This is a genomic window from Enterovibrio sp. FF113, from assembly GCF_041439165.1.
GTDB classification, from domain to species: domain Bacteria; phylum Pseudomonadota; class Gammaproteobacteria; order Enterobacterales; family Vibrionaceae; genus Enterovibrio; species Enterovibrio norvegicus_A.
Genome location: NZ_JBGONO010000007.1, coordinates 41,931 through 65,547 on the forward strand (window position 1 = coordinate 41,931; position 23,617 = coordinate 65,547).

A 23,617-nucleotide genomic window follows, 5' to 3' on the forward strand; every position below is an offset into this window, starting at 1 on the left:
AGTTAATTGTGAGGTGGCATGAGGTGTAGCCTTAGAGGTAAGAAACGTATTTGCTGGTATCACGTTTGGGGGCATTAGCCGGTGTGCAATCTGGCGTCCCGATGTAAAGGAAGCCGACAATTTCATCATCGCCCGACACACCAAACGCTTCACGCACGACAGGATGATAAGCCCACTTCCCTGTGCGCCAAAAGCCTTGATAGCCCTGTGCAACGGCTGCCATTTGCATTGCCTGCGCAGCACAACCCGCAGAGATATGCTGCTCAATCACAGGTACCTTATCGTGCTGCTTAGTACGCGCTATTACGGTGATCACCATGGGTGCGCGAAAAGGCGAGTTCGCGGCTTTTTCCACCACGGCATCTTCTTCATTATCAGCTTGAGCAGCGCGTTTTAGGATGGAAGAAAGCTTATCTAAACCTTCGCCTGTCGCAACCACAAACTCCCACGGCGTTAACGCGCCATGATCAGGAGCACGAAGACCTGCCGCCAGCATATTTTCAAGCGCATCACCCTGAGGGGCTGGCGCAGACAAACGAGGAATAGAACGACGTTGGGTGAGTAAATGTAATGCGTCCATGAAGATCCCAATGACTAGTAAATAAAATCGCTGTTATTGCCCCTAAAAATAACACAAACCCGAAAGAACAACTCCCTCCGGGTTTTGTGGATTAATCGTCGATGTTCTTAAAGGGCTATCGCGAGTTCAACACCTTGACGAATGGCTCGCTTCGCATCAAGCTCACCGGCCTTTTCTGCACCGCCAATGATATGAGGCTTCTGACCTTGGCTTTCCAACTGAGCGGCCAAATCATTCACTGACTCTTGCCCTGCGCAGATGATGATATGATCGGCGGGCAAAATATGTAACTGCCCTTCCAACGTAATGTGCAGACCGGCATCATCTATTTTTTCGTAGCTCACACCACCCAGTAGCTCGACACCACGTTTCTCAAGTGTTCGACGATGTATCCAACCCGTCGTTTTACCGGGCCCTTTACCAACCTTGCCAGGCTTACGTTGCAGCAACCATACTTGACGCTGGGCAACATAATGAGGCTGTGGCAGCAACCCTCCCTCATGAGACATGGTTTGATCAATGCCCCAATCTTTTAGCCAATCTTCCAGCTTGTGATCTTCAGGCTCGGTGATCATGGTTGCCACATCAATACCAATACCACCCGCGCCAACAACCGCGACACGAGAACCCAGTGTGGGTTTGTCTCGAATGAGCGTCTGGTAATCAATCGCTTTCGGGTGATCAATGCCCTGAATAGCGGGAATACGTGGCTTCACGCCCGTTGCAATCACCACTTCATCAAACGCTTTGAGCATCTGTGCATCAACGCGCTGATTGAGCCTGACTTCAATATTGAATTGCGCCACTTTGCGAGTGAAGTAACGAATAGATTCTTTAAATTCTTCTTTGCCAGGAATTTGCATCGCCAAATTGAACTGGCCGCCTAGCTTGTCACTCTTTTCAAATAGCACCACATCAAAACCGCGCTCTGCTGCTGTCACCGCGCATGACATCCCCGCCATGCCACCACCAACAACCGCGACGCGTCGTTTGTTGACAGCGGGAGAAATCACCAGCTCAGTTTCGTAGCACGCTTGCGGATTAACGAGACAGCTAGCGCGCTTGCCTTTGAATACGTGGTCAAGACACGCCTGATTACACGCGATACAAGTATTGATGTCGTCGGCTTTATCTTGCTCAGCTTTGACAACAAATTCTGCATCAGCCAAAAACGGACGGGCCATCGAGACCATGTCTGCTTGACCGCTTGCCAAAATATTTTCAGCGACCTCAGGGGTGTTAATGCGGTTGCAAGTTACCAATGGGATAGATACTTCACCTTTTAGGCGTTCTGTCACCCAGCTAAAGGCCGCGCGTGGCACCTGAGTGGCGATGGTCGGGATACGCGCTTCGTGCCAACCAACACCTGTATTAATAATGGTCACGCCCGCCGCTTCAAGTGCCTTGGCTAGCTCAACCACTTCATCATGGGTGCTACCTTGCTCGACAAGATCGAGCATAGAAAGACGGAAAATAATGATGAAATCATGCCCTACCCGCTCACGAACAGCTTTAACAATCTCGATAGGGAAACGAATGCGGTTTTGGTAACTGCCGCCCCAGCCGTCATAACGTGTATTTGAGCGGGCGCAAATGAACTGGTTAATCAGATAACCTTCCGAGCCCATGATTTCGATACCGTCATAGCCCGCTTCTCTGGCCAATTCTGCGCTCTTTGAAAAATCCTTAATGGTATTCAGGATTTGACGCTCACTCATGGCAGACGGCGTAAACTTAGAAATAGGGGCTTTGATCTCGGAAGCACTAAGCGAAAAAGGATGCATGGCATAACGACCTGCATGCAACAATTGGAGCGCAATTTTTCCACCATGTTCATGCACCGCTTCGGTGATAGTCCGGTGTGCGCGTGCTGCTCGCCCACTGCTAAACTGCGCACTGAGAGGATGCAAACGTCCACGGAAATTCGGTGAGAAACCGCCCGTCACAATCAAGCCAACGCCACCTTTAGCTCGTTCAGCATAGAAGGCTGCTAGCTTTTTAAAACCATCGTTCGATTCTTCTAGACCAGTATGCATTGATCCCATCAGTACACGGTTTTTCAACTGCGTAAAACCAAGATCCAGTGGCGCGAGTAAGTGAGGGTACGGCAAGTTCATTCTACGCTTCCATCGTATTGTTATTCTGATTACACAACCATAAACCCGTCAAACAGAAGTTTCAAACGTTTGTTTACATTTTTACAACATAAATCAAAGCTAGGTTATCTAAACAGGATTAGTTACGATTACAGATATGAAAAGAAGCTGGGTAAACAAATGAAAACGCTTTTTAAATTCTTTGGCACCTTATTGAAATGGTGCTGGAAGATTCTAGGTTTCGCTCGTCAATTGGTGTTGAATCTGTTTTTCATCGCCGCCATTGTGTTGGTCTATTACGTCGTGACAGACGATGATGTCATCTCGCAAGAACCAACAGAACAACCGATTCAAGCGCTATTGCTTGATATATCGGGACCTATCGTCGAGAAGCAACGCAGAATTGATCCTTATGATTTTGCTACTCGCAACCTTTTTGGCCAGCAGGTTGAATTTGAAAATGTCCTCTTCGATATTGTTGAGCAAATTCGCACGGCCGCAAAAGACGATAACATTAACGGCATGGTACTGAGCCTGTCAGACATGTCTGAAACCAGCCTCACCAAGTTGCGTTACATTGCGAAAGCCATCAATGAGTTCAAAGCAACCGGTAAACCCGTTGTTGCGATTGGTGGCCACTACAACCAAAGCCAGTACTATCTAGCCAGCTACGCTGACGAGATCTACATGGCACCCGATGGTGCGGTACTGCTGCGTGGCTACGGTTCGTTCAATCTGTATTTCAAAGATCTACTCGATAAGCTCGATATCACTACGCATGTGTTTCGCGTGGGGACATACAAGTCGTTTGTTGAGCCGTATACGCGAACGGAAATGTCACAAGAAGCGCGAGAAGCTAGTTCTGTTTGGCTCAACCAGCTTTGGGGCGCCTATGTCGAAGACGTGGCGTTAAATCGCGAATTGAGTGTTGAGCAACTGTCGCCTGATACGCAAACGTTACTTGATGAACTCAAAGCAGTGAACGGTGATTTTGCGCAGCTTTCAAAACGCCTTGGTCTGGTCGATGAGCTTCTAACACGACAACAGATTCGCACTAAGCTTGCAGAAACGTTTGGTAGCAATGGAGAAGACAGCTTCAATTATGTCAGTGTTTATGACTACTCATCACTCCAGTTCCGCTTACCAAAAGCAGACCAAATCGCGGTCGTTGTTGCCAGCGGAGCCATCGTTGATGGCTTTGAATCTGAAGGCACTGTCGGCGGTGACACCACCGCAGCATTGCTTCGCGATGCTCGCCTTAACGACGCAGTGAAAGCCGTGGTGCTTCGCATAGACAGTCCGGGAGGCAGTGCATTTGCGTCCGAAGTCATCCGCAATGAAGTAGAGGCGCTCAAAGAAGCAGGTAAGCCTGTTGTGGTGTCGATGTCCAGCGTCGCAGCATCTGGCGGATATTGGATTGCCGCCAGTGCTAATCGCATTCTGGCACAACCGACCACAATCACAGGGTCAATCGGTATCTTTGGTATCCTGACCACCTTTGAAGACGCCTTAGCAAAATACGGCGTATACAACGATGGCATTGGCACCACACCGTTTGCGGGTGTCGGCGTGACGCGCGCATTGCCTGAAGGGGTTGCCGACATTATGCAACTTGGCATTGAAAACGGCTATCAGCGCTTCATTGGGCTGGTCGCAAGCCAACGCAACCTTTCTATCGAAGACGTTGATCAGATCGCGCAAGGTCGAGTGTGGACAGGCTACGACGCAATGAAGCGAGGCTTAGTCGATCAACTGGGTGACTTTGATGACGCCGTTGCCGTTGCCGCTGAACTGGCTAACATTGACGACTACTCGTTGAACTGGCTCGAAGAACCACTAACACCCGCTCAGCAGTTTATCTATGACATTGTCAATCAAGCCATAGTGAAGCTTGATTTGAACACAAACATCAAACTACCAGCAGCAGTACAACATTTTGCCAACACTGCAGCGACTGAAATAAATCACCTTAATAACTTCAATGATCCAAATGGACAATATGCTCTTTGCCCAAATTGCAGTTATTACGACAACTGAGAACTCCCCGGCAAGCGCCGGGGTTTTTTTAATGAATTCGATACGTATAATGCGCCCACGACCTTGGCAACAATGAATTTGTGATGATGGAAAGAAAACACATATATATCGCCTACACTGGCGGCACTATCGGCATGCTGAAATCCGAGCAGGGTTACATCCCCGTTTCAGGCTTCATGCAACAACAGCTCAAGCAGATGCCGGAATTCCATCGTCCTGAGATGCCAGAATTCACCATTCATGAGTATATCCCGCTCATTGATTCTGCTGACATGACGCCCGCTGAGTGGCAACGCATTGCTGACGATATACGCGACAACTACGACAACTATGACGGCTTTGTTATTTTGCATGGCACTGACACCATGGCTTATACCGCCTCGGCATTGTCTTTCATGCTGGAGAACCTGGATAAGCCAGTTATTGTCACGGGGTCACAGATCCCATTGGCCGAACTACGTTCGGATGGGCAAGCGAACTTGCTAAACGCCCTGCACATCGCAGCCAATTACCCAATCAACGAAGTCACCTTGTTCTTCAACAATCAATTGTTGCGAGGCAATAGAAGCACCAAGTCTCACGCAGATGGCTTCAATGCATTCACGTCGCCGAACCTACCACCACTTGTGGATGCGGGAATCAATATCCAATTGCATGGTGCTGAGATTGACAAAAAGCCGGAAGGGGCTTTCAAAGTACATACGATTACAGAGCAACCTGTTGCCATCATTATGATGTACCCAGGCATTTCTCCTGACGTAGTCCGAAATGCACTGAAGCAGCCAGTGAATGCGATGATCTTACTGACCTTTGGTGTGGGTAACGCACCGCAAAACAAAGAACTGTTAGGATTATTGAGAGAAGCAACCAATCGCGGTGTTGTTGTGCTTAACCTTACCCAATGTCTCGCTGGAAAGGTCAATATGGGCGGGTATGCTACAGGTTGTGCTCTTGCAGAAGCCGGAGTATTGAGTGGTTACGACATGACGCCAGAAGCTGCATTAGCAAAACTTCATTATTTACTCAGTCAAGATTTGCCCATTGAACAGGTTCGCAACTTACTTCAGCAAGACTTACGTGGTGAACTCACGCTCTAAGCCAAAGTACTGCGATAAGTAAATGGACAGTGACAGTCATAAAATAAAAAAACGGCATAAATGCCGTTTTTTATTTTATTCAAAATCCAATTACTCGTCGTTTACATTTTTCTGAATAATCGTTTCCTGATTTTTTGCGAATTCGCGCTGAAGCGCCGATTTCGATTTCAACGTAATGTCACCGCCAGCCGCCACCGTCATATGTTGTGGCTCGGTGTTATGACGCGATTGATAAAGCATGACAACTTGCATCGCATGGTCACGTTGCTCTTGCGACAAAGGCGTACCTTCAGGCCACTTCCCTGTTTCAACCGCAAAGCTCAAACGATCATAAGCTTCAGGCGTAATGCTGGACAACAACTGTTCAATATCCATGTCTATTCCCTGGGTTACATGCCTCGATATCTGGCTTAATTTGTATGCTAACTCGTACTATATCGTGGGCGTTCAAAACAATTAGGCAATAATAACGACAAAATCAATACCAGTCTTTTATCATGTATTGATACATGCCTTTACCATGCTTTGGTACTGGGTTAAGCAATTCAGCCAGTCCAATAGTAATGATTTTATAATGAATACGCACTTGCTTGCTTGAGCAAATCCACAGTTTTTGCCACCTTGTGTGACAGAGACAAGTGAAATGCGACGGGTTGCAGTGAACTCTTCCCAATACCAATACTACTAGTCCAACTATCTTTGTGGGGATATTTCCTCCTCAATTTTTGCGCAGCAATTTCTATCCCAAGAGCTAAAACTAAGGTAAAGAACATGGCCTCTATCACTGGCAGTAATTCGTCCGATAACCTCATCGGCACGGCTGACGATGACAGCATCTACGGCCTGCTAGGCGAAGATACACTTCGCGGTTATGCCGGAGATGATACGATTTACGGCGATTCTTCTGCGTCAGAAATTCAAGAACTTTCCTCAAACGGAGACGGCAGCTATACACTTCAAAGCGACACGTTTGTTTCTGTTTCTTTGTCTCAATTCAACTTTCCTGTCACAGACGAGAAAAGTTTGGGCTACGCCATTCTCGATGCCAATGGAGACGTCATTAGCAAAAACATTATTGTTGATTACGTAAACATCGCTGAACGAGGATCAGCTATCGACATCAATGTCGCTGGCGGTGCCAAATTAGTATTTTTTACGATTCCATCGAGCGAACTACCCAACTTCGAATGGACGCCCCTAGACCTTAATAACGTCGATACGAATATCGCGACGTCTCCTGTCACCATTACCGTAAAAGAAATCAACAGTGACAGCGCTACACACGGTGATGATGCCTTGTACGGTTATGAAGGCGACGACCAACTGTTCGGTGAAGGTGGGGACGATCGCATCGTCGGCGGCGATGGACATGACATCATTTCTGGCGGTGATGGCGACGACTCGGCGTGGGGAGGCAATGGAGACGACCACCTTCACGGTGGTAAGGGCGACGACAAGCTTTATGGTCAGAATGGCAAAGACAAACTAGAAGGTGGCGCAGGTGACGATGAACTGTGGGGTGGGCGTGATGACGACACCTTACTGGCAGGTAGCGGCGCAGATTACATCGAAGGACAAGATGGGAACGACACCGTACAAGCAGGCGACGGTGATGATGAAGTCTGGGGCGGAGCTGGCAACGACAATATTCGCGGCGACCAAGGGAATGACTACATCAATGCTGAAGACGGTGAAGACCTTGTTTTTGGCGGTGCCGGTGATGATGAAATTTATGGCGGCGACGACAATGATGATCTTCGCGGCAACGCTGGGAACGATAAAATCTACGGCGAGCAAGGAAACGACATTCTCAGAGGACAAGCCGGCAATGACTACCTCGATGGCGGAGATGGCAACGACGAGATATACGGCAACCTTGGCACCAACACCATGCTTGGTGGTGACGGGAACGACTACCTATTTGCAGGCTGGTTCAGTGCTGACAACTATCTTGACGGACAAGCTGGCGAAGATATCTTAATCGGCAGTATTGGATCAGATACCTTGATATTCGATGAGAATGATTTTCAAGGACAAGTCAAAACTCTTTCAAATGGTACTCAAATCAATAAGCATATTTATGATGCTTCGTCTGGGTTTGACACCTTGCTGATCACCGGTGCACAAAATGCTGATTTTACCGGCACCAGTTATCAAACCGACCCAAATGTAAAAGGCAATGTCGTCGCAGGGGTTGAAGCCGTGATTGGTGATAGTGCGGATCAAACACTGACCATTAACACACATGAAATCGATGCTCAGTCAGACAATACTGCAGGTGATGATTGGCAAGGCTTCATTGCATGGTTAGGTCATGGCGACGACACGCTTAACCTCACAGGTGTTGATTGGCAGTATGATGCAGCAGCAACATCAAACGCAGACATCACACCCGCGATGGTCGCCAAAATGGGGCTATCAGCGGCACAAGTCGCTGATCTACAAGCCTATGTGTTCAACGACCTCTATAGCAATGATCAGATCACCGTATGGACGGATGCGGAATCGATCACCTATTTGGGCACAGATATTGTGTAAAACACATATACACAAGCAAACTATCAGAGAAAATCATAGGCCAGCCATCATGCTGGTCTTTTTTATCTCTGTGGACTGACGCAAAACTCAGGAAATGAAGATAAACTGAAAGAAGATGTTTATGTTATAAGTCACTCGCATCGAATGAGAGACCAAAACTAAAGAGCCACGACCGTCATGAATAAAGGCCCTATTTCATTTCCATATAAAGTTGTCATTACGGCGATAAGCACCTTACTGCTTGCTGGATGTTTTGAAAGCAACCGCAGCACCGCGCAGCTTTGCGAGAACTACCCTCAGATCTGTAACAAACTAAATACTGAAGATGGCCAGTGTCGACATGAGCGCACTGACCTCATTTGGCTGCGTTTTGATGTGATTAAAAAGCCTTCAGATTTGAATAAATTTGACGAACTACAGCTCACGAAGAAATACGCCAAATGTATGTCGCTTGCCGCACAGATTGAAAGCACGACGTTAAAATCTAAAAAAACCCTGCGGACTGAAGCGCTTTTCCACGCATACGACACGATTGATCAACTAGAGCTTGAATTGAAAAGCTCCTACCAGCCTTCAATCATCTACTACCGCTGGACCCAAGGCGACCAAGAGGCTCTCGAGCAATTTTTAAAGCTAGAAGAAACCGAATATCTCGATTCCCCCGAAATGCAACTCGGTCTTGCAAGCTATTATGTCGACAAAGACAAGGTTCACACCATCAACCTTCTGATGAAATCTTTGACGCTTTATGATGGGCGCAGCAGCATGACAATGGAGAAAACAATTCCAGACGTCGTGAAGTCGCTTGCGACGGCCAATCACTCACTGGGTAAACTCGATGAGGCGTATATGTGGGCGTTAGTCGGAAGCGAGTTAGGTCTAGCGATTGCTAAAGAAGCGCAAATTAAATTGCTATATCCAATGATCGATGAAAGACGCGCACTGATCGCTGACATTTCAGATGATATCGCCTCGTCTATTGAAAGCGGTAATTTCGATAAGAGCATGTTGATACAACTTTCCGGACTGCCGCCACTGTCGAGAACGCAATAAATCGCCGACATTGATAAAACAAAAAAGCGTGCTGCGAGCACGCTTTTTTGTTTAGAGTCAGTCACTCATTTCGAGACCTATCCATCAACGTTCTGACTCTTCAAATGCCATGGACACTGAGTTGACACAATAACGTAGCCCTGTTTCCGTTGGGCCATCATTAAACACATGCCCAAGATGGCTGTCGCAATTTACACATCTTACTTCCGTTCGTAACATGCCATGGCTATTATCTTCAACGTACTTAACCGCCCCCTCAACCGCCAGCTCAAAACTCGGCCAACCACAGCCAGAATCGAACTTAGTGCTCGAATCAAATAGCAAAGCATCACAACACACACAATGATACGAACCGTTTTTGTGATTGTGCAATAAAGCCCCACTAAACGGAGGCTCAGTGTGCCCCAAGCGGCAGACCTTGTAGGCCTCGTCAGAAAGGTTTTCTTTCCACTTTTCATCAGAATGCGTTGTCATTACGTCCTCTAGTCTGGGAGTTTGGCGTCTACTACTCAATAAGCATCTGTATGACGCTCTATTTTGATGCTTACTGGAATATTCGCTCTTTTATTACCTTTTAATTGTGCTCAGTACCAGTTTGAACCCTAAGCATCGCTGACTGCATCACAACTTCCACACACTGGTGCTGCAAGCGTCACGGAAATGACATGTCACAAGAAACATCCAGAGCAACATGCGCTTTTCGTTTGTTTTTGATCAGTTTTACTTAACTTTTAACCACATAACTGCATAGCCGCTGAAACTGCGCCCAATTCTCAAAATTCGCACGCAATGGAACACACTTTCTTTCCATACTTTTTCGTTAGCCATAAACAATACAAGACACCCCTGTACACAAACGTAGCTAACAGTAAGTGGCACATTATTTTCAACATTCCGTGTAAAACACCAAAGAATTGTTTAGGTGATGTAAAAATAATCCGTACTATTTTTTGATTTTAAGCAATTTAGGTGGGTTTTTTGCTTGCATGGGTGGTACCGATTCTGTAATTTTACTACCAGTTTCATTTTTCACTAGATATCAAAGTTGTGGAGCAACGTAATGACTATCAAAGTAGGTATTAACGGTTTTGGCCGTATCGGCCGTTTTGTTTTCCGTGCATCTGTTGAGCGTAACGACATCGAAGTTGTCGCGATCAATGACCTGATCGACGTAGAATACATGGCGTACATGTTGAAGTACGACTCAACTCACGGCCGTTTCAACGGTACTGTAGAAGTTGTAGACGGTAACTTGGTTGTTAACGGTAAAACAGTTCGCGTAACTGCAGAACGTAACCCAACCGAACTTCAGTGGGACGCAGTAGGCGTTGATGTTGTAGCTGAAGCTACAGGTATCTTCCTGACTGATGAAACTGCTCGTCAGCACATCACTGCAGGCGCGAAGAAAGTTGTTTTGACTGGTCCTTCTAAAGATGCGACCCCAATGTTCGTAATGGGCGTTAACCAAGACACTTACGCAGGCCAAGACATCGTTTCTAACGCTTCTTGTACGACTAACTGCCTAGCGCCAATCGCTAAAGTACTGAACGACAACTTCGGTATCGAATCTGGCCTGATGACTACTGTTCACGCAACGACAGCAACTCAGAAGACTGTTGACGGTCCTTCTGCGAAAGACTGGCGTGGCGGTCGTGGTGCTTCTCAGAACATCATCCCATCATCAACTGGCGCAGCTAAAGCAGTAGGCGTAGTTCTTCCAGAACTAAACGGCAAACTGACTGGTATGGCTTTCCGCGTACCAACTGCAAACGTTTCTGTTGTTGACCTAACTGTTAACCTGAAAAATGCAGCAACTTACGCTGAAATCTGTGCAGCGATGAAAGCCGCTTCAGAAGGCGAAATGGCTGGCGTTCTTGGTTACACTGAAGACGAAGTTGTTTCACAAGACTTCATCGGTGAAGTTCAAACTTCAGTATTCGATGCGAAAGCTGGTGTTGCTCTGACTGACAAATTCGTTAAAGTTGTATCTTGGTACGACAACGAAATCGGTTACTCAAACAAAGTTCTGGATCTGGTTGCTCACATCTCTAAGTAATCATTCCGGATTGCCTATTAGGGCATGAGTGACAAAAGGCGGCTTATTGGCCGCCTTTTTTGTATCTAAATTTCACATTCAGAAGGCACATTTCATGGACGTTAAACAGCTCCCAACTACTGCTGTACTCTCTGACTATGTCACCATTTGCGAACTTGACGGCATCAAAGTGGTTCGCGTTATCCACCCAAAAGCCACCGCAGCAATCTCTCTCTTCGGCGCGCATGTACTTAGCTTTCAGCCATCAGGTAAGAAAGAAACCATCTGGATGAGCGAAAAAGCGGATCTGAGCGGCACGAAAGCCATTCGCGGTGGTATTCCAGTCTGTTGGCCTTGGTTTGGCAAAGCTGCGGAGCCATCACACGGTTTCGCGCGTTCCAGTGAATGGGCTTTGAATGAGCACAGAGAAAATGAAGAAGGCGTCATCATCAGCCTCACTCTGACCGACACTGCTGAGACTCGTGCAATCTGGCCGCATGCTTTTCGCGCTGAATTGCTGATGGAAGTCACTGACACACTCAAAGTCAGCCTGATCAGCACCAATACCGGAGATGCGCCGATGCAGATCGGAGGCGCTCTTCATACTTACCTGAATATTGGTGATGTTACCGAGACCACTGTGTCGCAATTGGGCAACGAATACATCGAAGGCGGTATCCGCAAGCCAAGTTCAGGCAATACCGGATTCGATCAAGAAGTTGATCGCATTTATACGCACGCCAATGAAACAGTCATGGTAGAAGACCCACGTTTTCAACGTCGTTTAGCTGTCACAAACCAAGGCAACAATGCCGTGGTTGTTTGGAACCCTTGGAAAGCGCTTTCTGCCAGCATGGGTGATATGGCAGACGACAGCTACGAAACCATGGTATGTGTCGAATCGGCAGTATATGACCGAAGTGTCAAACTAGAAGCTGGCGAAAACCATACGCTATCAACCTTGATTTCAAGTCAATAACAAGCCGCTCAATCAGGGTAACGTCAGGCCGGAGCTTTCCCAAGTTCCGGTTTTTTGCCTCCATGGCCCCAGCGACTACCCCCTCCTCCCATCAAATCCCAGCGCATATTGAACGCAATGAAGTCAGTTATCCCTAAATACTAAGCTCGCTTAGGTAGACATCCTTTGATGTTTCAATCCAAAGCGTGATTCACTCTGTAATGAAAAGTTCATCGCTATAAGAAAGTTACAGTCTGAATACAAAGCCTTATCACAAAAGGGAAAAATATCGAAAAAACAAGTAATTCAACCAAGCAAATTGATCAGTTGCTACTAGTCTTAAAAAGGTGAGGATATGAAAGCGACTGCGCCAATATCCTTTCTTATTGATAACAGCAAGATTTAGGGGGCAGGACCATGAGTATTTTCGACCACTATCGTCAGCGATACGAAGAATCTAAAGACGAAGAGCTGAGCCTTCACGAGTTTCTGGACCTTTGCCGGGAAGATCGCGGTGTCTATTCCAATGCGGCAGAGCGTTTGTTAACGGCCATTGGCGAGCCAGAAATGATCGATACCGCTCACGATCCTCGTTTGAGCAGACTTTTCTCTAACCGCATCATCTCTCGATATAAAACATTCGAAGATTTCTACGGGATGGAAGAAGCGATTGAACAAATCGTCTCCTACCTCAAACACGCAGCCCAAGGGCTAGAAGAACGCAAGCAGATCCTGTATCTGTTAGGCCCTGTCGGCGGTGGTAAATCATCACTGGCAGAAAAACTAAAAAGCCTGATGCAGAAAGTACCTATCTATATATTGACAGCAAATGGCGAGCGTAGCCCGGTCAATGACCACCCGTTCTGTTTATTCGATGTTGTCGAAGATGGTGCATTACTCGAAAGTGAGTATGGCATATCACAACGTTGCCTGCGCTCTATCATGTCGCCTTGGGCTGCAAAACGCCTGCACGAATTTGGCGGTGACATCAGCAAGTTTAGAGTGGTAAAGGTTCGTCCATCAATTCTCGACCAAGTCGGCATCGCGAAAACGGAACCCGGTGATGAGAACAACCAAGACATTTCATCACTGGTTGGTAAAGTGGACATCCGCCAACTTGAACATTTCTCTCAAGATGACCCCGATGCATACAGTTATTCCGGTGCATTGTGTAAAGCCAACCAAGGCTTAATGGAATTCGTAGAGATGTTTAAAGCACCGATTAAAGTGCTTCACCCGCTCCTAACTGCCACGCAAGAGGGCAACTACAACGGTACTGAAGGCCTTTCTGCATTGCCATTTGACGGCATGATCCTCGCTCACTCCAATGAATCTGAGTGGCAGACATTCCGTAACAACAAAAACAATGAAGCCTTCCTTGACCGTGTTTACATCGTGAAAGTGCCATATTGCTTACGCGTATCGGAAGAAATGAAGATCTACGACAAACTACTGCAAAACAGTGAGTTGTCAGCGGCACCGTGTTCACCGAGCACACTGGATATCCTGGCTAGATTCACTGTTCTCTCACGCTTGAAAGAGCCAGAAAACTCCAGCATCTTCTCAAAAATGCGTGTTTATGATGGCGAGACACTGAAAGACACAGATCCAAAAGCCAAGTCTTATCAAGAGTATCGTGACTATGCTGGCGTAGACGAAGGCATGAATGGTCTATCGACGCGATTCGCGTTTAAGATCCTTTCTCGCGTCTTTAACTTTGACCATTCTGAAGTTGCAGCGAACCCCGTTCATCTGTTCTACGTACTGGAACAGCAAATTGAACGTGAGCAATTCCCGCAAGATATTGCTGAGAAGTACCTGGAGCACCTCAAAGGATATCTGATCCCTAAATATGTCGAATTCATCGGCAAGGAGATCCAGACTGCCTACCTTGAGTCTTACTCAGAATACGGCCAAAACATTTTTGACCGATATGTCACCTATGCAGACTTCTGGATTCAAGATCAGGAGTATCGTGACCCTGATACTGGTCAGTTGTTCGATCGCTCTGCGCTCAACAGCGAATTGGAAAAAATCGAAAAACCCGCGGGCATCAGTAATCCAAAAGATTTCCGAAATGAAATCGTTAACTTCGTCCTTCGTGCTCGCGCGAATAACGAAGGTAGGAACCCAGGATGGACCAGCTACGAGAAGCTTCGTACCGTTATCGAGAAGAAAATGTTCTCCAACACGGAAGAGCTGCTCCCGGTCATTTCCTTCAATGCGAAAACCTCAAACGAAGAGCAGAAGAAACACGACGACTTTGTGGCTCGCATGATGGAAAAAGGGTATACCCGCAAACAAGTACGACTCTTGTCTGAATGGTACCTGCGCGTGCGCAAATCTTCGTAATCAGGCTGACAGTGAAGTAACGAAATACGGGGGGCTTATGGGGCATTTCATTGATCGAAGGCTCAACGGAAAGAACAAGAGTACAGTGAATCGCCAGCGTTTTTTAAGGCGTCACAAGCGACAAATCAAAGAGTCGATTGCTGATGCCGTTAATCAACGCTCAATCACTGATGTGGACAGTGGTGAGAGCATCACTATCCCTTCTCGTGACATCCGAGAGCCAACTTTCCGACAAGGCAAAGGGGGACAGCGTGATGCTGTCCACCCTGGCAACGACCAATTTATCCCTGGCGACCGCATCGAACGCCCACCTGGTGGTGGCGGAGGTGGCGGCGCTGGTGAAGGGCAAGCAAGCCCTGATGGCGAAGGTCAGGACGATTTTGTATTTCAAATCTCTAAAGACGAATATCTAGACCTCTTATTTGAAGATCTTGAGTTGCCGAATTTGAAGAAAAATCAGATGACGCAACTGGTGGAATACAAATCACACCGCTCTGGTTTTAAATCCAGTGGCGTACCTGCCAACATCGCCATTGTGCGCTCGTTGCAGAACTCTCTTGCACGCCGTACAGCAATGAGTGCAGGAAAACGCAGGCAACTACGCGAACTTGAAGCAGAGCTCGAAGCACTGCAACACACAGAGCCGGCTCAACCGTTGGAAGAAACGCGTATTCAAGAAGAAATCGACGCACTCAAAGGCAAAATTGCAGCGGTTCCATTCATCGATACGTTTGACCTTAGGTTTAAAAATTACGAGAAGCGACCACAGCCCAGCAGCCAAGCCGTTATGTTCTGTTTGATGGATGTGTCTGGCTCAATGGATCAAGCAACCAAAGATATTGCCAAGCGATTCTACATATTGCTTTATCTCTTTCTCACACGTACCTACAAAAACGTGGAAGTGGTATTTATTCGCCACCACACACAAGCAAAAGAAGTAGACGAGCATGAGTTTTTCTACTCTCAAGAAACCGGTGGCACTATTGTTTCAAGTGCACTGCGTTTGATGAACGATATTGTGAAAGAACGTTACCCATCCAATGAATGGAATGTGTATGCCGCACAAGCTTCAGATGGAGATAACTGGGCTGACGATTCACCAGGTTGTCGCGAGTTATTGCAAACGCAACTGCTTCCTGTCACGCGGTATTACGCCTATATCGAAATTACACGTCGTGCACACCAAACCTTGTGGCGTGAATATGAAGCTCTGAACGAAACTTACGAGAATTTCGCCATGCAAAACATTCGCACTGCAGACGACATTTTCCCCGTCTTCCGGGAGCTATTTAAGAAACAGGTAAGTTAACGCTTACCTCTCTTCTCTTTCAGTTTGAGATCCAAGGAGGACTTCCATGGCAGTCGCAGCTAAAAACAAAAAGAAGACACTCAGCGATGGTCCAGACTGGACATTTGATCTGCTGGACCAATATCACACAGAAATCAAACGGGTGGCTGAACACTACAAGTTAGACACCTACGTCAACCAGATAGAAATCATCACTGCCGAACAAATGATGGATGCGTATTCAAGTGTGGGCATGCCAATTAACTACAGCCATTGGTCATTTGGTAAAAAATTCATCGAAACAGAACGCGGTTATAAACATGGTCACATGGGTTTGGCTTACGAGATAGTGATCAACTCAGACCCTTGTATTGCATATTTGATGGAAGAAAACACCATCACCATGCAGGCCTTGGTTATGGCACATGCCTGTTATGGCCATAACTCATTCTTCAAAGGTAACTATCTGTTCCAAACTTGGACGGATGCAGGTTCTATCATTGATTACTTGTTGTTTGCCAAAAAGTACATCAGTGAGTGCGAAGAAAAATACGGTGTGGATGATGTTGAAAAACTCCTCGACTCCTGCCATGCGTTGATGAATTATGGCGTCGATCGCTATAAGCGCCCTCAAAAAATCTCAATGGCAGAAGAAAAAGCCCGCCAAAAAGCGCGTGAAGATTACTTGCAAACGCAAGTGAATGCCCTTTGGCGAACGATTCCGATCAGCGAGAAAGTGCTCGAGAAAACCGTAGATCGCTTTCCGTCCGAGCCACAAGAGAACATCCTCTATTTCTTTGAAAAGCACTCGCCTCTGCTTGAGCCGTGGCAACGTGAAATTGTGCGTATCGTGCGTAAAGTTAGCCAATATTTCTACCCGCAAAAACAAACGCAGGTCATGAATGAAGGGTGGGCAACTTACTGGCACTACACCATATTGAATCATCTCTATGATGAAGGCTTGGTCTCCGATCGCTTTATCATGGAATTTCTTCACAGCCACACAAACGTGGTGGCACAACCGCCTTACAACAGTAACTACTACAGCGGTATTAACCCGTATGCACTTGGCTTCGCCATGTTCAAAGACATTCGCCGTATCTGTGAAGAGCCCACAGAAGAAGACAAATATTGGTTCCCTGAAATTGCAGGTTCTGAATGGCTAGAAACCATGCACTTCGCCATGCATAACTTTAAGGACGAAAGCTTCATCAGTCAGTTCCTATCACCCAAAGTGATGCGCGACATGAAGTTTTTCTCCGTCAACGATGATGACAGACAGAATTTCATTGAAGTGACCAGCATTCACAACGAGGAAGGCTATAGACAACTACGCGAGAAACTGTCTGCGCAATACAACCTCAGCAATCACGAACCTAACATTCAGGTATGGGATGTGGATTTACGCGGAAATCGCGCACTAACGCTGCGCTACGTGCCTCACAATAGAATCCCTCTCGGTAACTCACATGAGGAAGTATTAAAGCACGTGCACCGTCTATGGGGTTTTGAAGTGGTGCTTGAGGAAGAGTTGGCAGACGGAAAAGGTAAAATCATCGCAACGTGCCCGAAAAGACCACAGTTTGATCCTGATTTCATTCCGGGAAGCTAAGCCCAAAATAGGCGCTAACGACTCCGATATTCTCAACAAAATAAAAAACCGCCAGTTCGGCGGTTTTTTTGATTCTTTCACTCGAAATTGGACGCTGAATTCGGCGTGTTACGCCTCTTCTTGCTCCATCAGTTTCGCAATGGTATCGCGGTTAACGAACCACATCGCGCCACTTTCGCGGCCATATTGTTTGATGCGTTCAGCAACATCGCCATGACGACCTTCAACGGTGATACTCAGCAGATCACGGTAAAACTGAAGGGCAAGTTCGCAAGCACGCTTGTCCATGAAGTAGTAACCACCAACGCGCGAGTAAATCTTACGCATACCATTCATCGTGAGTACGTACACTTTGTTGCCAGAAAGCTGCGCCATGCCTTGGAACAACATGTAGTCAAAATAGTTAAATGCACGACCACGGCACACTGCTTCACAGACTTCGGTGTCAACTTTACCGAAGGAGTCGAAGATTTTTTTCACGTCTTGTTGAATGGCGGCTTTTTCTTCCACCGTTTCAACAAAGCTTGCAAAGCTCTCGCTCGCTAGCAACGCTTCACAGCGGCTAATCACCTTTTCAACTAACGCTGTGCATGCCTCGGAATCACTTTTCACCGCATAGCGCATGTAAACGCCGCTGATGTCGGTACGTGCTGACAGGAGGTTTTCTAGCACACCATGAACATCTTCACCTTCAAGAGTCACCAAGGTATCCAAGATGCTTAAGCCAGATGTGTTCATGTAGTCATTAACACGCGTCGGTTTACCGTGTTGAATCGTCAACCAACCATCACGGGCCAAACGCTGAAGTACTTCACGAAGTGTGGTTCGGGTAACGCCAATCAGCTCTGACAGCTCGCGCTCTGCGGGAAGAATTGAGCCTTGCGGAAAATGATTATTCCAAATGCTCTCGATAATATATTTCTCAGCAAACGTTGCCGGACTGTCCGCCTTAATAACCATTTGTTGTTGTTTCCAAGTTGCTTCTTATCTTGATTAATAACTCATCATACCACTGATGGTCACAACCTAGAAACCTATCAATGTTGTCGTTTTCGCGCTTTTGGCTGCGAATTGACGGCATACATCACAGTTAACCACATTCCATAAGGGGGCGGGCAAATGCACCAATCTGGTTGGTATAAGACTATTTGCACTGCCCACATGACGTGTTTGTTATAGGTTTTCTTTCATTGTTGTTGTCTCTTTGTATCTGTTTTGTCTAAACAACTGATTAAATGCGCGCTTATCCGCAAAGTACTGATTAATCTTGATCCGCATCACTGTATACAACCGGACTCACGCATAAAATAATCGCGCCAAAATGTTACCAAATATTTCAAGTCATACGGGGTCGCGTCGCGTTTTTTCGTAACATACTCCAGTAATTTAATTAACATGCAAAGGATTGTTGACTGTTTGGAAAGTCGCTGTATTGTGTGCTCCGAGTTTGCCTATGCGATGGGTTTCAATAGTGTTTTTTACCGAGTAATCATTATTTTGTTGTTTGACTTCATGTCACCCACAAAAACGGAAAAAGTTACCTAACCATCACCCAATGCAACTGCTCATTTACACCTTCATTTCAAGCCCCCAAGAATATTTGCTTTTTCTATAAGAATAGAGACAAAAACATGGCCATTACGCTCAGGAACGCTTTTATCAAGAACTTTCTCGGTAAAGCGCCCGATTGGTACAAAGCGGCGATCATCGCGTTTTTGATTATCAACCCCATTGTTTTCGCAATTGACCCGTTTGTTGCTGGTTGGTTGCTGGTTGTTGAATTTATTTTCACATTAGCGATGGCTTTGAAATGCTACCCGCTTCAGCCCGGTGGTTTACTGGCGATTGAAGCCGTAGCCATAGGGATGACAAGCGCCGAGACAGTAAAACATGAACTGGTAGCCAACTTTGAAGTGCTACTCCTTCTGATCTTTATGGTCGCGGGCATCTACTTCATGAAGCAGCTACTGCTGTTTATGTTTACCAAAATACTGCTTGGTATTCGGTCGAAGTCCCTGCTATCTCTCGCTTTCTGTGCAGCAGCTGCGCTACTGTCTGCGTTCTTGGATGCCCTGACTGTTATTGCTGTTATTATCAGCGTAGCCGTCGGCTTTTACTCTATTTATCACCGTGTCGCATCGGGTGGTTCACCGGATAATGACCATACCTCAGATGATCACCTTGGCGATGATTTGAGCCGTGATGACCTTGAACAATACCGCGCATTTCTGCGCAGCCTGTTAATGCATGCCGGTGTCGGTACCGCACTTGGTGGTGTAATGACCATGGTTGGCGAACCGCAAAACCTTATTATTGCAGAAAAAGCCGGGTGGCAATTCGGTGAATTCATCATCCGTATGTTGCCAGTTACCCTCCCCGTTCTAGTGTGTGGTCTTGCAACGTGCTTTCTTGTCGAGAAATTCCGCATCTTTGATTACGGTACAAAACTGCCAGAAAACGTTCGTAACATTCTGTTGGAATTTGATGCTGCCGAGCGCGCAAAACGTACCAACATCGATGTTGCCAAGCTTGTTTCACAAGCGCTAATCGCCGTTTTCCTAGTGATCGCACTCGCTATGCACCTTGCGGCAGTTGGCCTTATCGGTTTGACCGTTATCATTTTAGCGACGTCTTTCACCGGCGTTATTGACGAGCACCACATCGGTAAAGCCTTTGAAGAAGCGCTGCCCTTTACCGCGTTACTTGCCGTGTTCTTTGCGGTCGTTGCTGTCATCGTTGATCAGGAACTCTTTACCCCAGTTATTGCTGCCGTACTAGAAATGGAAGGTGGCTCACAGCTAACCATGTTCTATATCGCGAACGGTTTGCTTTCTATGGTGTCAGATAATGTATTCGTGGGAACCGTTTATATTAACGAAGTGAAAGCTGCGCTGATGGACGGCATGATTTCTCGCGAACAGTTTGAACTGTTGGCTGTGGCTATCAACACAGGGACTAACCTGCCTTCGGTAGCAACGCCAAATGGTCAAGCGGCGTTCTTGTTCTTATTGACATCAACACTGGCTCCGTTGCTTCGTTTGTCATACGGCAAGATGGTGTACATGGCACTGCCATACACCATAGTGATGGGATTGGTTGGCCTTGCAGGCATTGAGTTCTTCTTAGTACCAATGACCGATTGGTTCCACCATGCGGGTTGGATCTCGCTAGGCACGGCTGATGCGGTAGGCGCAATAAGTACTGGTCATTAAAGATTGATTTTCAATCAAATAAACCTTTGAATACCAACGTCCCACAAACACGTGGGGCTTTGTGTTTTAAAACGGATTCTTAACCTATGTTGTCCTTCTTCAATGAAATATCTCGCGGGCGTGGCGCGTGGCTGCTGCTGATGTTGTCTGCGCTGGCATTTGAAGCCTGTGCTCTCTATTTTCAGCACATCATGAATCTTGCTCCCTGCGTCATGTGTATTTATGAGCGTGTCGCCATGATGGGTATTGTTGGGGCTGGTCTCATTGGCATTGTTGCACCAAAAAACGGCCTGTTTCGCTGGTTGGCTCTCACGGCTTGGGGTATTTCAGCAGGATGGGGTCTGAAGTTGTCGATTGAACACGTCGGTTACCAATTCCCAGATCCAAACGATCTGTTTGGTGCAACGTGCGATATCTTTGTGTCCTTCCCTTCTTGGGCGCCGCTGAATCAGTGGGTTCCGTGGATGTTTGAAGCCAGTGGTGATTGCAGCAAAATCGTTTGGGAGTTCATGACATTAACCATGCCTCAGTGGTTGGTCATTATTTTTGCCGCAATATTGGTGGTGTTTGTTGTCGTGATACTTTCTCAATTTTTCGGGAAACTCCGTGAGCGCCGTCTGTTCTAACAGATTCGGCGCAATAAGCAGTTATACCAATCAGAATAATCCCAGCTTTCGCTGGGATTATTCTTTAAATCTTCTGAGCTGACATTCAACGTTACTGCTGCTGAACTTGTCTCACCAACGGCTTATCTGCACCACTAAACGTATAGCGGCTAAGTGCTTCTGGTGGCACCCACGCCATGGCCTGATGACAGTGCAACGTCACATCGCCGTTGAGTACTTCACAAGAATAACTACGCAGTAGAATCGACTTGTTTGGGTAATGGTGAAGGGTTTCCAGCAGAAAATCGCCCACCTTAACCTCCACACTCAACTCCTCAATCAGCTCTCTTGCCAACGCTTCTTGGTCTGTTTCACCCTCTTCGACTTTTCCTCCGGGAAATTCCCAAAGACCTGCTTCGTTATCTTGATCATAACGTTGAGTGATCAATACGCGTTCACCATCAGCGATCACGCCAGCAACGACAAGGATTGGCGCGCTTTCTTCCATCATTTGTTGCCGCAACACTTCTTGAATTTTTTACCACTGCCACAAGGGCAAGGGTCGTTACGTCCAACAGACTTATATGGGTTAACTGCACGTGCTCCTGAACCTTGCTGAACTTCGTCAGCTGCAAGCGCGACTTCGTTAATCATCAGTGGCAGTTGCTGGTAGTATTTTTCTGGCGAAGGAAGTGAAGCAAGACCGGCCTCTTCCATTTGCGCCAGTGTTCCTTTTTCATCGTGCAGGAACAACATGGTAGTCATCAACGCTGACAGCATACGACGACTGCCGTCTGACACCGTCACTTCGCGCCATGCTGGTTCAATGTGAGGCCAGACCGCAAGGAAGCCTTCAGCAAATGCTTGATGCTCATCATTACGTGCTTCGTCTAAAGACAGTGAATCAGGCAATGCATATTCATGCTTCATCAACGCAACGTACTGCTGCTCAAAGCGCAGCATGATGCTTCGTTTTTGCTCAGCAGTGAGAGGCTCTATATTGTCTTCATCGACACCGCCTGTTTGCAAGATAGGCAGCCATACACAAGGATCTAAGGGTGCCGGAGACAGGTTTGCTGCAAGCAGCGCACCTTCAATAAAGGTAGCAGGCATGCCATCCCAGCTGTCTTGCAGTTCAACCAATGTTGTCATTGCGGTTCTCGAAAATTGAAAGGGGGAATAATATACCGAAACGCTGCAGATATGCAGATTTCTATCACGCCATGAATCAGCGAAGTCTAGGTTTGAAATCATAGACCAAAACCTGAAAACCCAAGCGAATGGCACCAGTTGGGGTCTATTTTAAACGTGCAACGGTTCGCGTTTCATTAAATATTGCGTTTAACATATTGAATCATTCTGTACAAACCGTGGTAGCCTTATCCGCGATAGAATACGGAAGGAAATTCTTTTGCCATCGTCTCGAAGTGTCATTCTGGCCGGAGCCACAGGCTTGGTCGGTGACGAACTACTCCATCAACTGCTGGGTGATCAAAACGTGACGCATATTCATGTGGTGACGCGTAGACCTATAGCCCTTGTGTCGGACAAAATTATCGTTCATCAAAGTCCGGACTTATCAGTGACGCACTGGCAACCCCAGTGGCCTGTGCCGTTGCAAGGCTACATTTCCTTGGGAACAACCAAGCAGCAAGCGGGCTCCAAAAAAGCATTGGAAGCGGTTGATTATCAACTGGTCGTAAAAGTCGCACGAATGATGGCGGTAATGGGCGTAAAACATCTCGCCGTCGTATCTAGCCTGTTTAGCCACCCTTGGTCACCCTCCCACTACTTGCGTTGCAAAGGCAAGATGGAGCGCGCGGTATCTGAAATGGGGTTTGAACGTTTTTTGATTGCGCGTCCTGGTCCATTGCTTGGTGAGCGCGAATCTCCGAGAAAAGATGAACAAATGCTGCAACGCTTTATGCCTGCACTTTCGCCTTTCCTCGCGGGTCCTTTGGCTGATTTGGAGCCCGTAGAAGCGGTTCGAGTAGCACGCGCGATGATCACCGCCTTGTCAGAAGAAAACTGGCCGGGCCGAATCGATAGGCGCACGCTTCCTGGTCGCATCCTCAACCAGTACTGATACCGTTATTGGGCAACACTGAACAAGACAAGACAAAGTAAGCAGCATATAAATGCAAAAAGGCAGAC

At 46.9% G+C, this 23,617-nt stretch carries 19 protein-coding genes; 12 read left to right on the forward strand and 7 right to left on the reverse strand.

Annotation, left to right across the window (positions count from 1 at the left end):
* Nucleotides 1-31: 31 nt before the first annotated feature.
* Together ACED36_RS07125 and ACED36_RS07130 are read right to left on the reverse strand one after the other, a co-directional pair.
* Nucleotides 32-580, reverse strand: a complete 549-nt coding sequence (locus tag ACED36_RS07125) for an NAD(P)H nitroreductase (RefSeq protein ID WP_016958406.1) — start codon at nt 578-580, stop codon at nt 32-34.
* Nucleotides 581-687: 107 nt separating this feature from the next.
* Complete coding sequence (locus tag ACED36_RS07130) at nt 688-2,697, reverse strand: NADPH-dependent 2,4-dienoyl-CoA reductase (protein WP_016958407.1); 2,010 nt, start codon at nt 2,695-2,697, stop codon at nt 688-690.
* Nucleotides 2,698-2,856: 159 nt separating this feature from the next.
* On the opposite strand from ACED36_RS07130, the gene sppA reads away from it, so the two are divergent.
* Both sppA and ansA read left to right on the forward strand, forming a co-directional pair.
* A complete protein-coding gene (sppA, locus tag ACED36_RS07135) occupies nt 2,857-4,713 on the forward strand; it encodes a signal peptide peptidase SppA (RefSeq protein WP_016958408.1) in 1,857 nt (618 codons plus the stop codon).
* A gap of 86 nt (nt 4,714-4,799) precedes the next feature.
* Nucleotides 4,800-5,810 (forward strand): asparaginase, encoded by a 1,011-nt coding sequence (gene ansA / locus ACED36_RS07140; protein ID WP_026024047.1) that lies wholly within the window; start codon nt 4,800-4,802, stop codon nt 5,808-5,810.
* A 90-nt stretch (nt 5,811-5,900) separates the two neighbouring features.
* On the opposite strand, the gene ACED36_RS07145 is transcribed toward ansA, so the two are convergent.
* Nucleotides 5,901-6,185 (reverse strand): YeaC family protein, encoded by a 285-nt coding sequence (locus ACED36_RS07145; protein WP_016958410.1) that lies wholly within the window; start codon nt 6,183-6,185, stop codon nt 5,901-5,903.
* A 396-nt stretch (nt 6,186-6,581) separates the two neighbouring features.
* Between ACED36_RS07145 and ACED36_RS07150 the strand changes: the two genes are divergently transcribed.
* A complete protein-coding gene (locus ACED36_RS07150; protein ID WP_016958412.1) occupies nt 6,582-8,348 on the forward strand; it encodes a calcium-binding protein in 1,767 nt (588 codons plus the stop codon).
* A 177-nt stretch (nt 8,349-8,525) separates the two neighbouring features.
* Nucleotides 8,526-9,401 carry a DUF2989 domain-containing protein gene (locus ACED36_RS07155; RefSeq protein WP_016958413.1) on the forward strand — a complete coding sequence of 292 codons (876 nt, stop codon included), beginning with the start codon at nt 8,526-8,528 and terminating at the stop codon, nt 9,399-9,401.
* An 84-nt stretch (nt 9,402-9,485) separates the two neighbouring features.
* Here ACED36_RS07155 and msrB read toward each other — a convergent pair whose 3' ends face one another.
* Nucleotides 9,486-9,875, reverse strand: coding sequence for a peptide-methionine (R)-S-oxide reductase MsrB (gene msrB, locus ACED36_RS07160; protein WP_016958414.1), 390 nt, complete (start codon nt 9,873-9,875; stop codon nt 9,486-9,488).
* Between the two features lie 586 nt (nt 9,876-10,461).
* Here msrB and gap point away from each other — a divergent pair.
* The 5 genes from gap (at nt 10,462) to ACED36_RS07185 (ending at nt 17,646) form a co-directional block, all read left to right on the forward strand.
* Nucleotides 10,462-11,457, forward strand: a complete 996-nt coding sequence (gene gap / locus ACED36_RS07165) for a type I glyceraldehyde-3-phosphate dehydrogenase (protein WP_016958415.1) — start codon at nt 10,462-10,464, stop codon at nt 11,455-11,457.
* A gap of 94 nt (nt 11,458-11,551) precedes the next feature.
* Nucleotides 11,552-12,415, forward strand: a complete 864-nt coding sequence (locus tag ACED36_RS07170; RefSeq protein ID WP_016958416.1) for a D-hexose-6-phosphate mutarotase — start codon at nt 11,552-11,554, stop codon at nt 12,413-12,415.
* Between the two features lie 396 nt (nt 12,416-12,811).
* Nucleotides 12,812-14,746, forward strand: a complete 1,935-nt coding sequence (locus tag ACED36_RS07175; RefSeq protein ID WP_016958417.1) for a PrkA family serine protein kinase — start codon at nt 12,812-12,814, stop codon at nt 14,744-14,746.
* Between the two features lie 37 nt (nt 14,747-14,783).
* On the forward strand, nt 14,784-16,055 hold the full coding sequence (locus ACED36_RS07180) for a YeaH/YhbH family protein (RefSeq protein ID WP_026024046.1): 1,272 nt from the start codon (nt 14,784-14,786) through the stop codon (nt 16,053-16,055).
* 46 nt (nt 16,056-16,101) lie between these two features.
* On the forward strand, nt 16,102-17,646 hold the full coding sequence (locus tag ACED36_RS07185; protein ID WP_016958419.1) for a SpoVR family protein: 1,545 nt from the start codon (nt 16,102-16,104) through the stop codon (nt 17,644-17,646).
* A gap of 108 nt (nt 17,647-17,754) precedes the next feature.
* Here the strand turns inward: ACED36_RS07185 and fadR are convergent, their stop codons facing one another.
* Nucleotides 17,755-18,606: a fatty acid metabolism transcriptional regulator FadR gene (gene fadR, locus ACED36_RS07190; protein WP_016958420.1), complete on the reverse strand. Its 852-nt coding sequence runs from the start codon at nt 18,604-18,606 to the stop codon at nt 17,755-17,757.
* Nucleotides 18,607-19,277: 671 nt separating this feature from the next.
* Here fadR and nhaB point away from each other — a divergent pair.
* Nucleotides 19,278-20,858: a Na(+)/H(+) antiporter NhaB gene (gene nhaB, locus ACED36_RS07195; protein WP_016958421.1), complete on the forward strand. Its 1,581-nt coding sequence runs from the start codon at nt 19,278-19,280 to the stop codon at nt 20,856-20,858.
* 86 nt (nt 20,859-20,944) lie between these two features.
* The gene (gene dsbB, locus ACED36_RS07200) at nt 20,945-21,484 is read left to right on the forward strand and encodes a disulfide bond formation protein DsbB (RefSeq protein ID WP_371733004.1); all 540 of its coding nucleotides are present in this window, start codon (nt 20,945-20,947) and stop codon (nt 21,482-21,484) included.
* A gap of 91 nt (nt 21,485-21,575) precedes the next feature.
* On the opposite strand, the gene ACED36_RS07205 is transcribed toward dsbB, so the two are convergent.
* A complete protein-coding gene (locus ACED36_RS07205; protein WP_371733005.1) occupies nt 21,576-21,974 on the reverse strand; it encodes a (deoxy)nucleoside triphosphate pyrophosphohydrolase in 399 nt (132 codons plus the stop codon).
* Complete coding sequence (locus ACED36_RS07210) at nt 21,971-22,615, reverse strand: YecA family protein (RefSeq protein WP_016958424.1); 645 nt, start codon at nt 22,613-22,615, stop codon at nt 21,971-21,973. The genes ACED36_RS07205 and ACED36_RS07210 overlap by 4 nt, the downstream gene beginning before the upstream one ends.
* 259 nt (nt 22,616-22,874) lie before the next feature.
* On the opposite strand from ACED36_RS07210, the gene ACED36_RS07215 reads away from it, so the two are divergent.
* Nucleotides 22,875-23,549 carry a hypothetical protein gene (locus ACED36_RS07215; RefSeq protein ID WP_016958425.1) on the forward strand — a complete coding sequence of 225 codons (675 nt, stop codon included), beginning with the start codon at nt 22,875-22,877 and terminating at the stop codon, nt 23,547-23,549.
* The last annotated feature ends 68 nt before the right edge of the window (nt 23,550-23,617 follow it).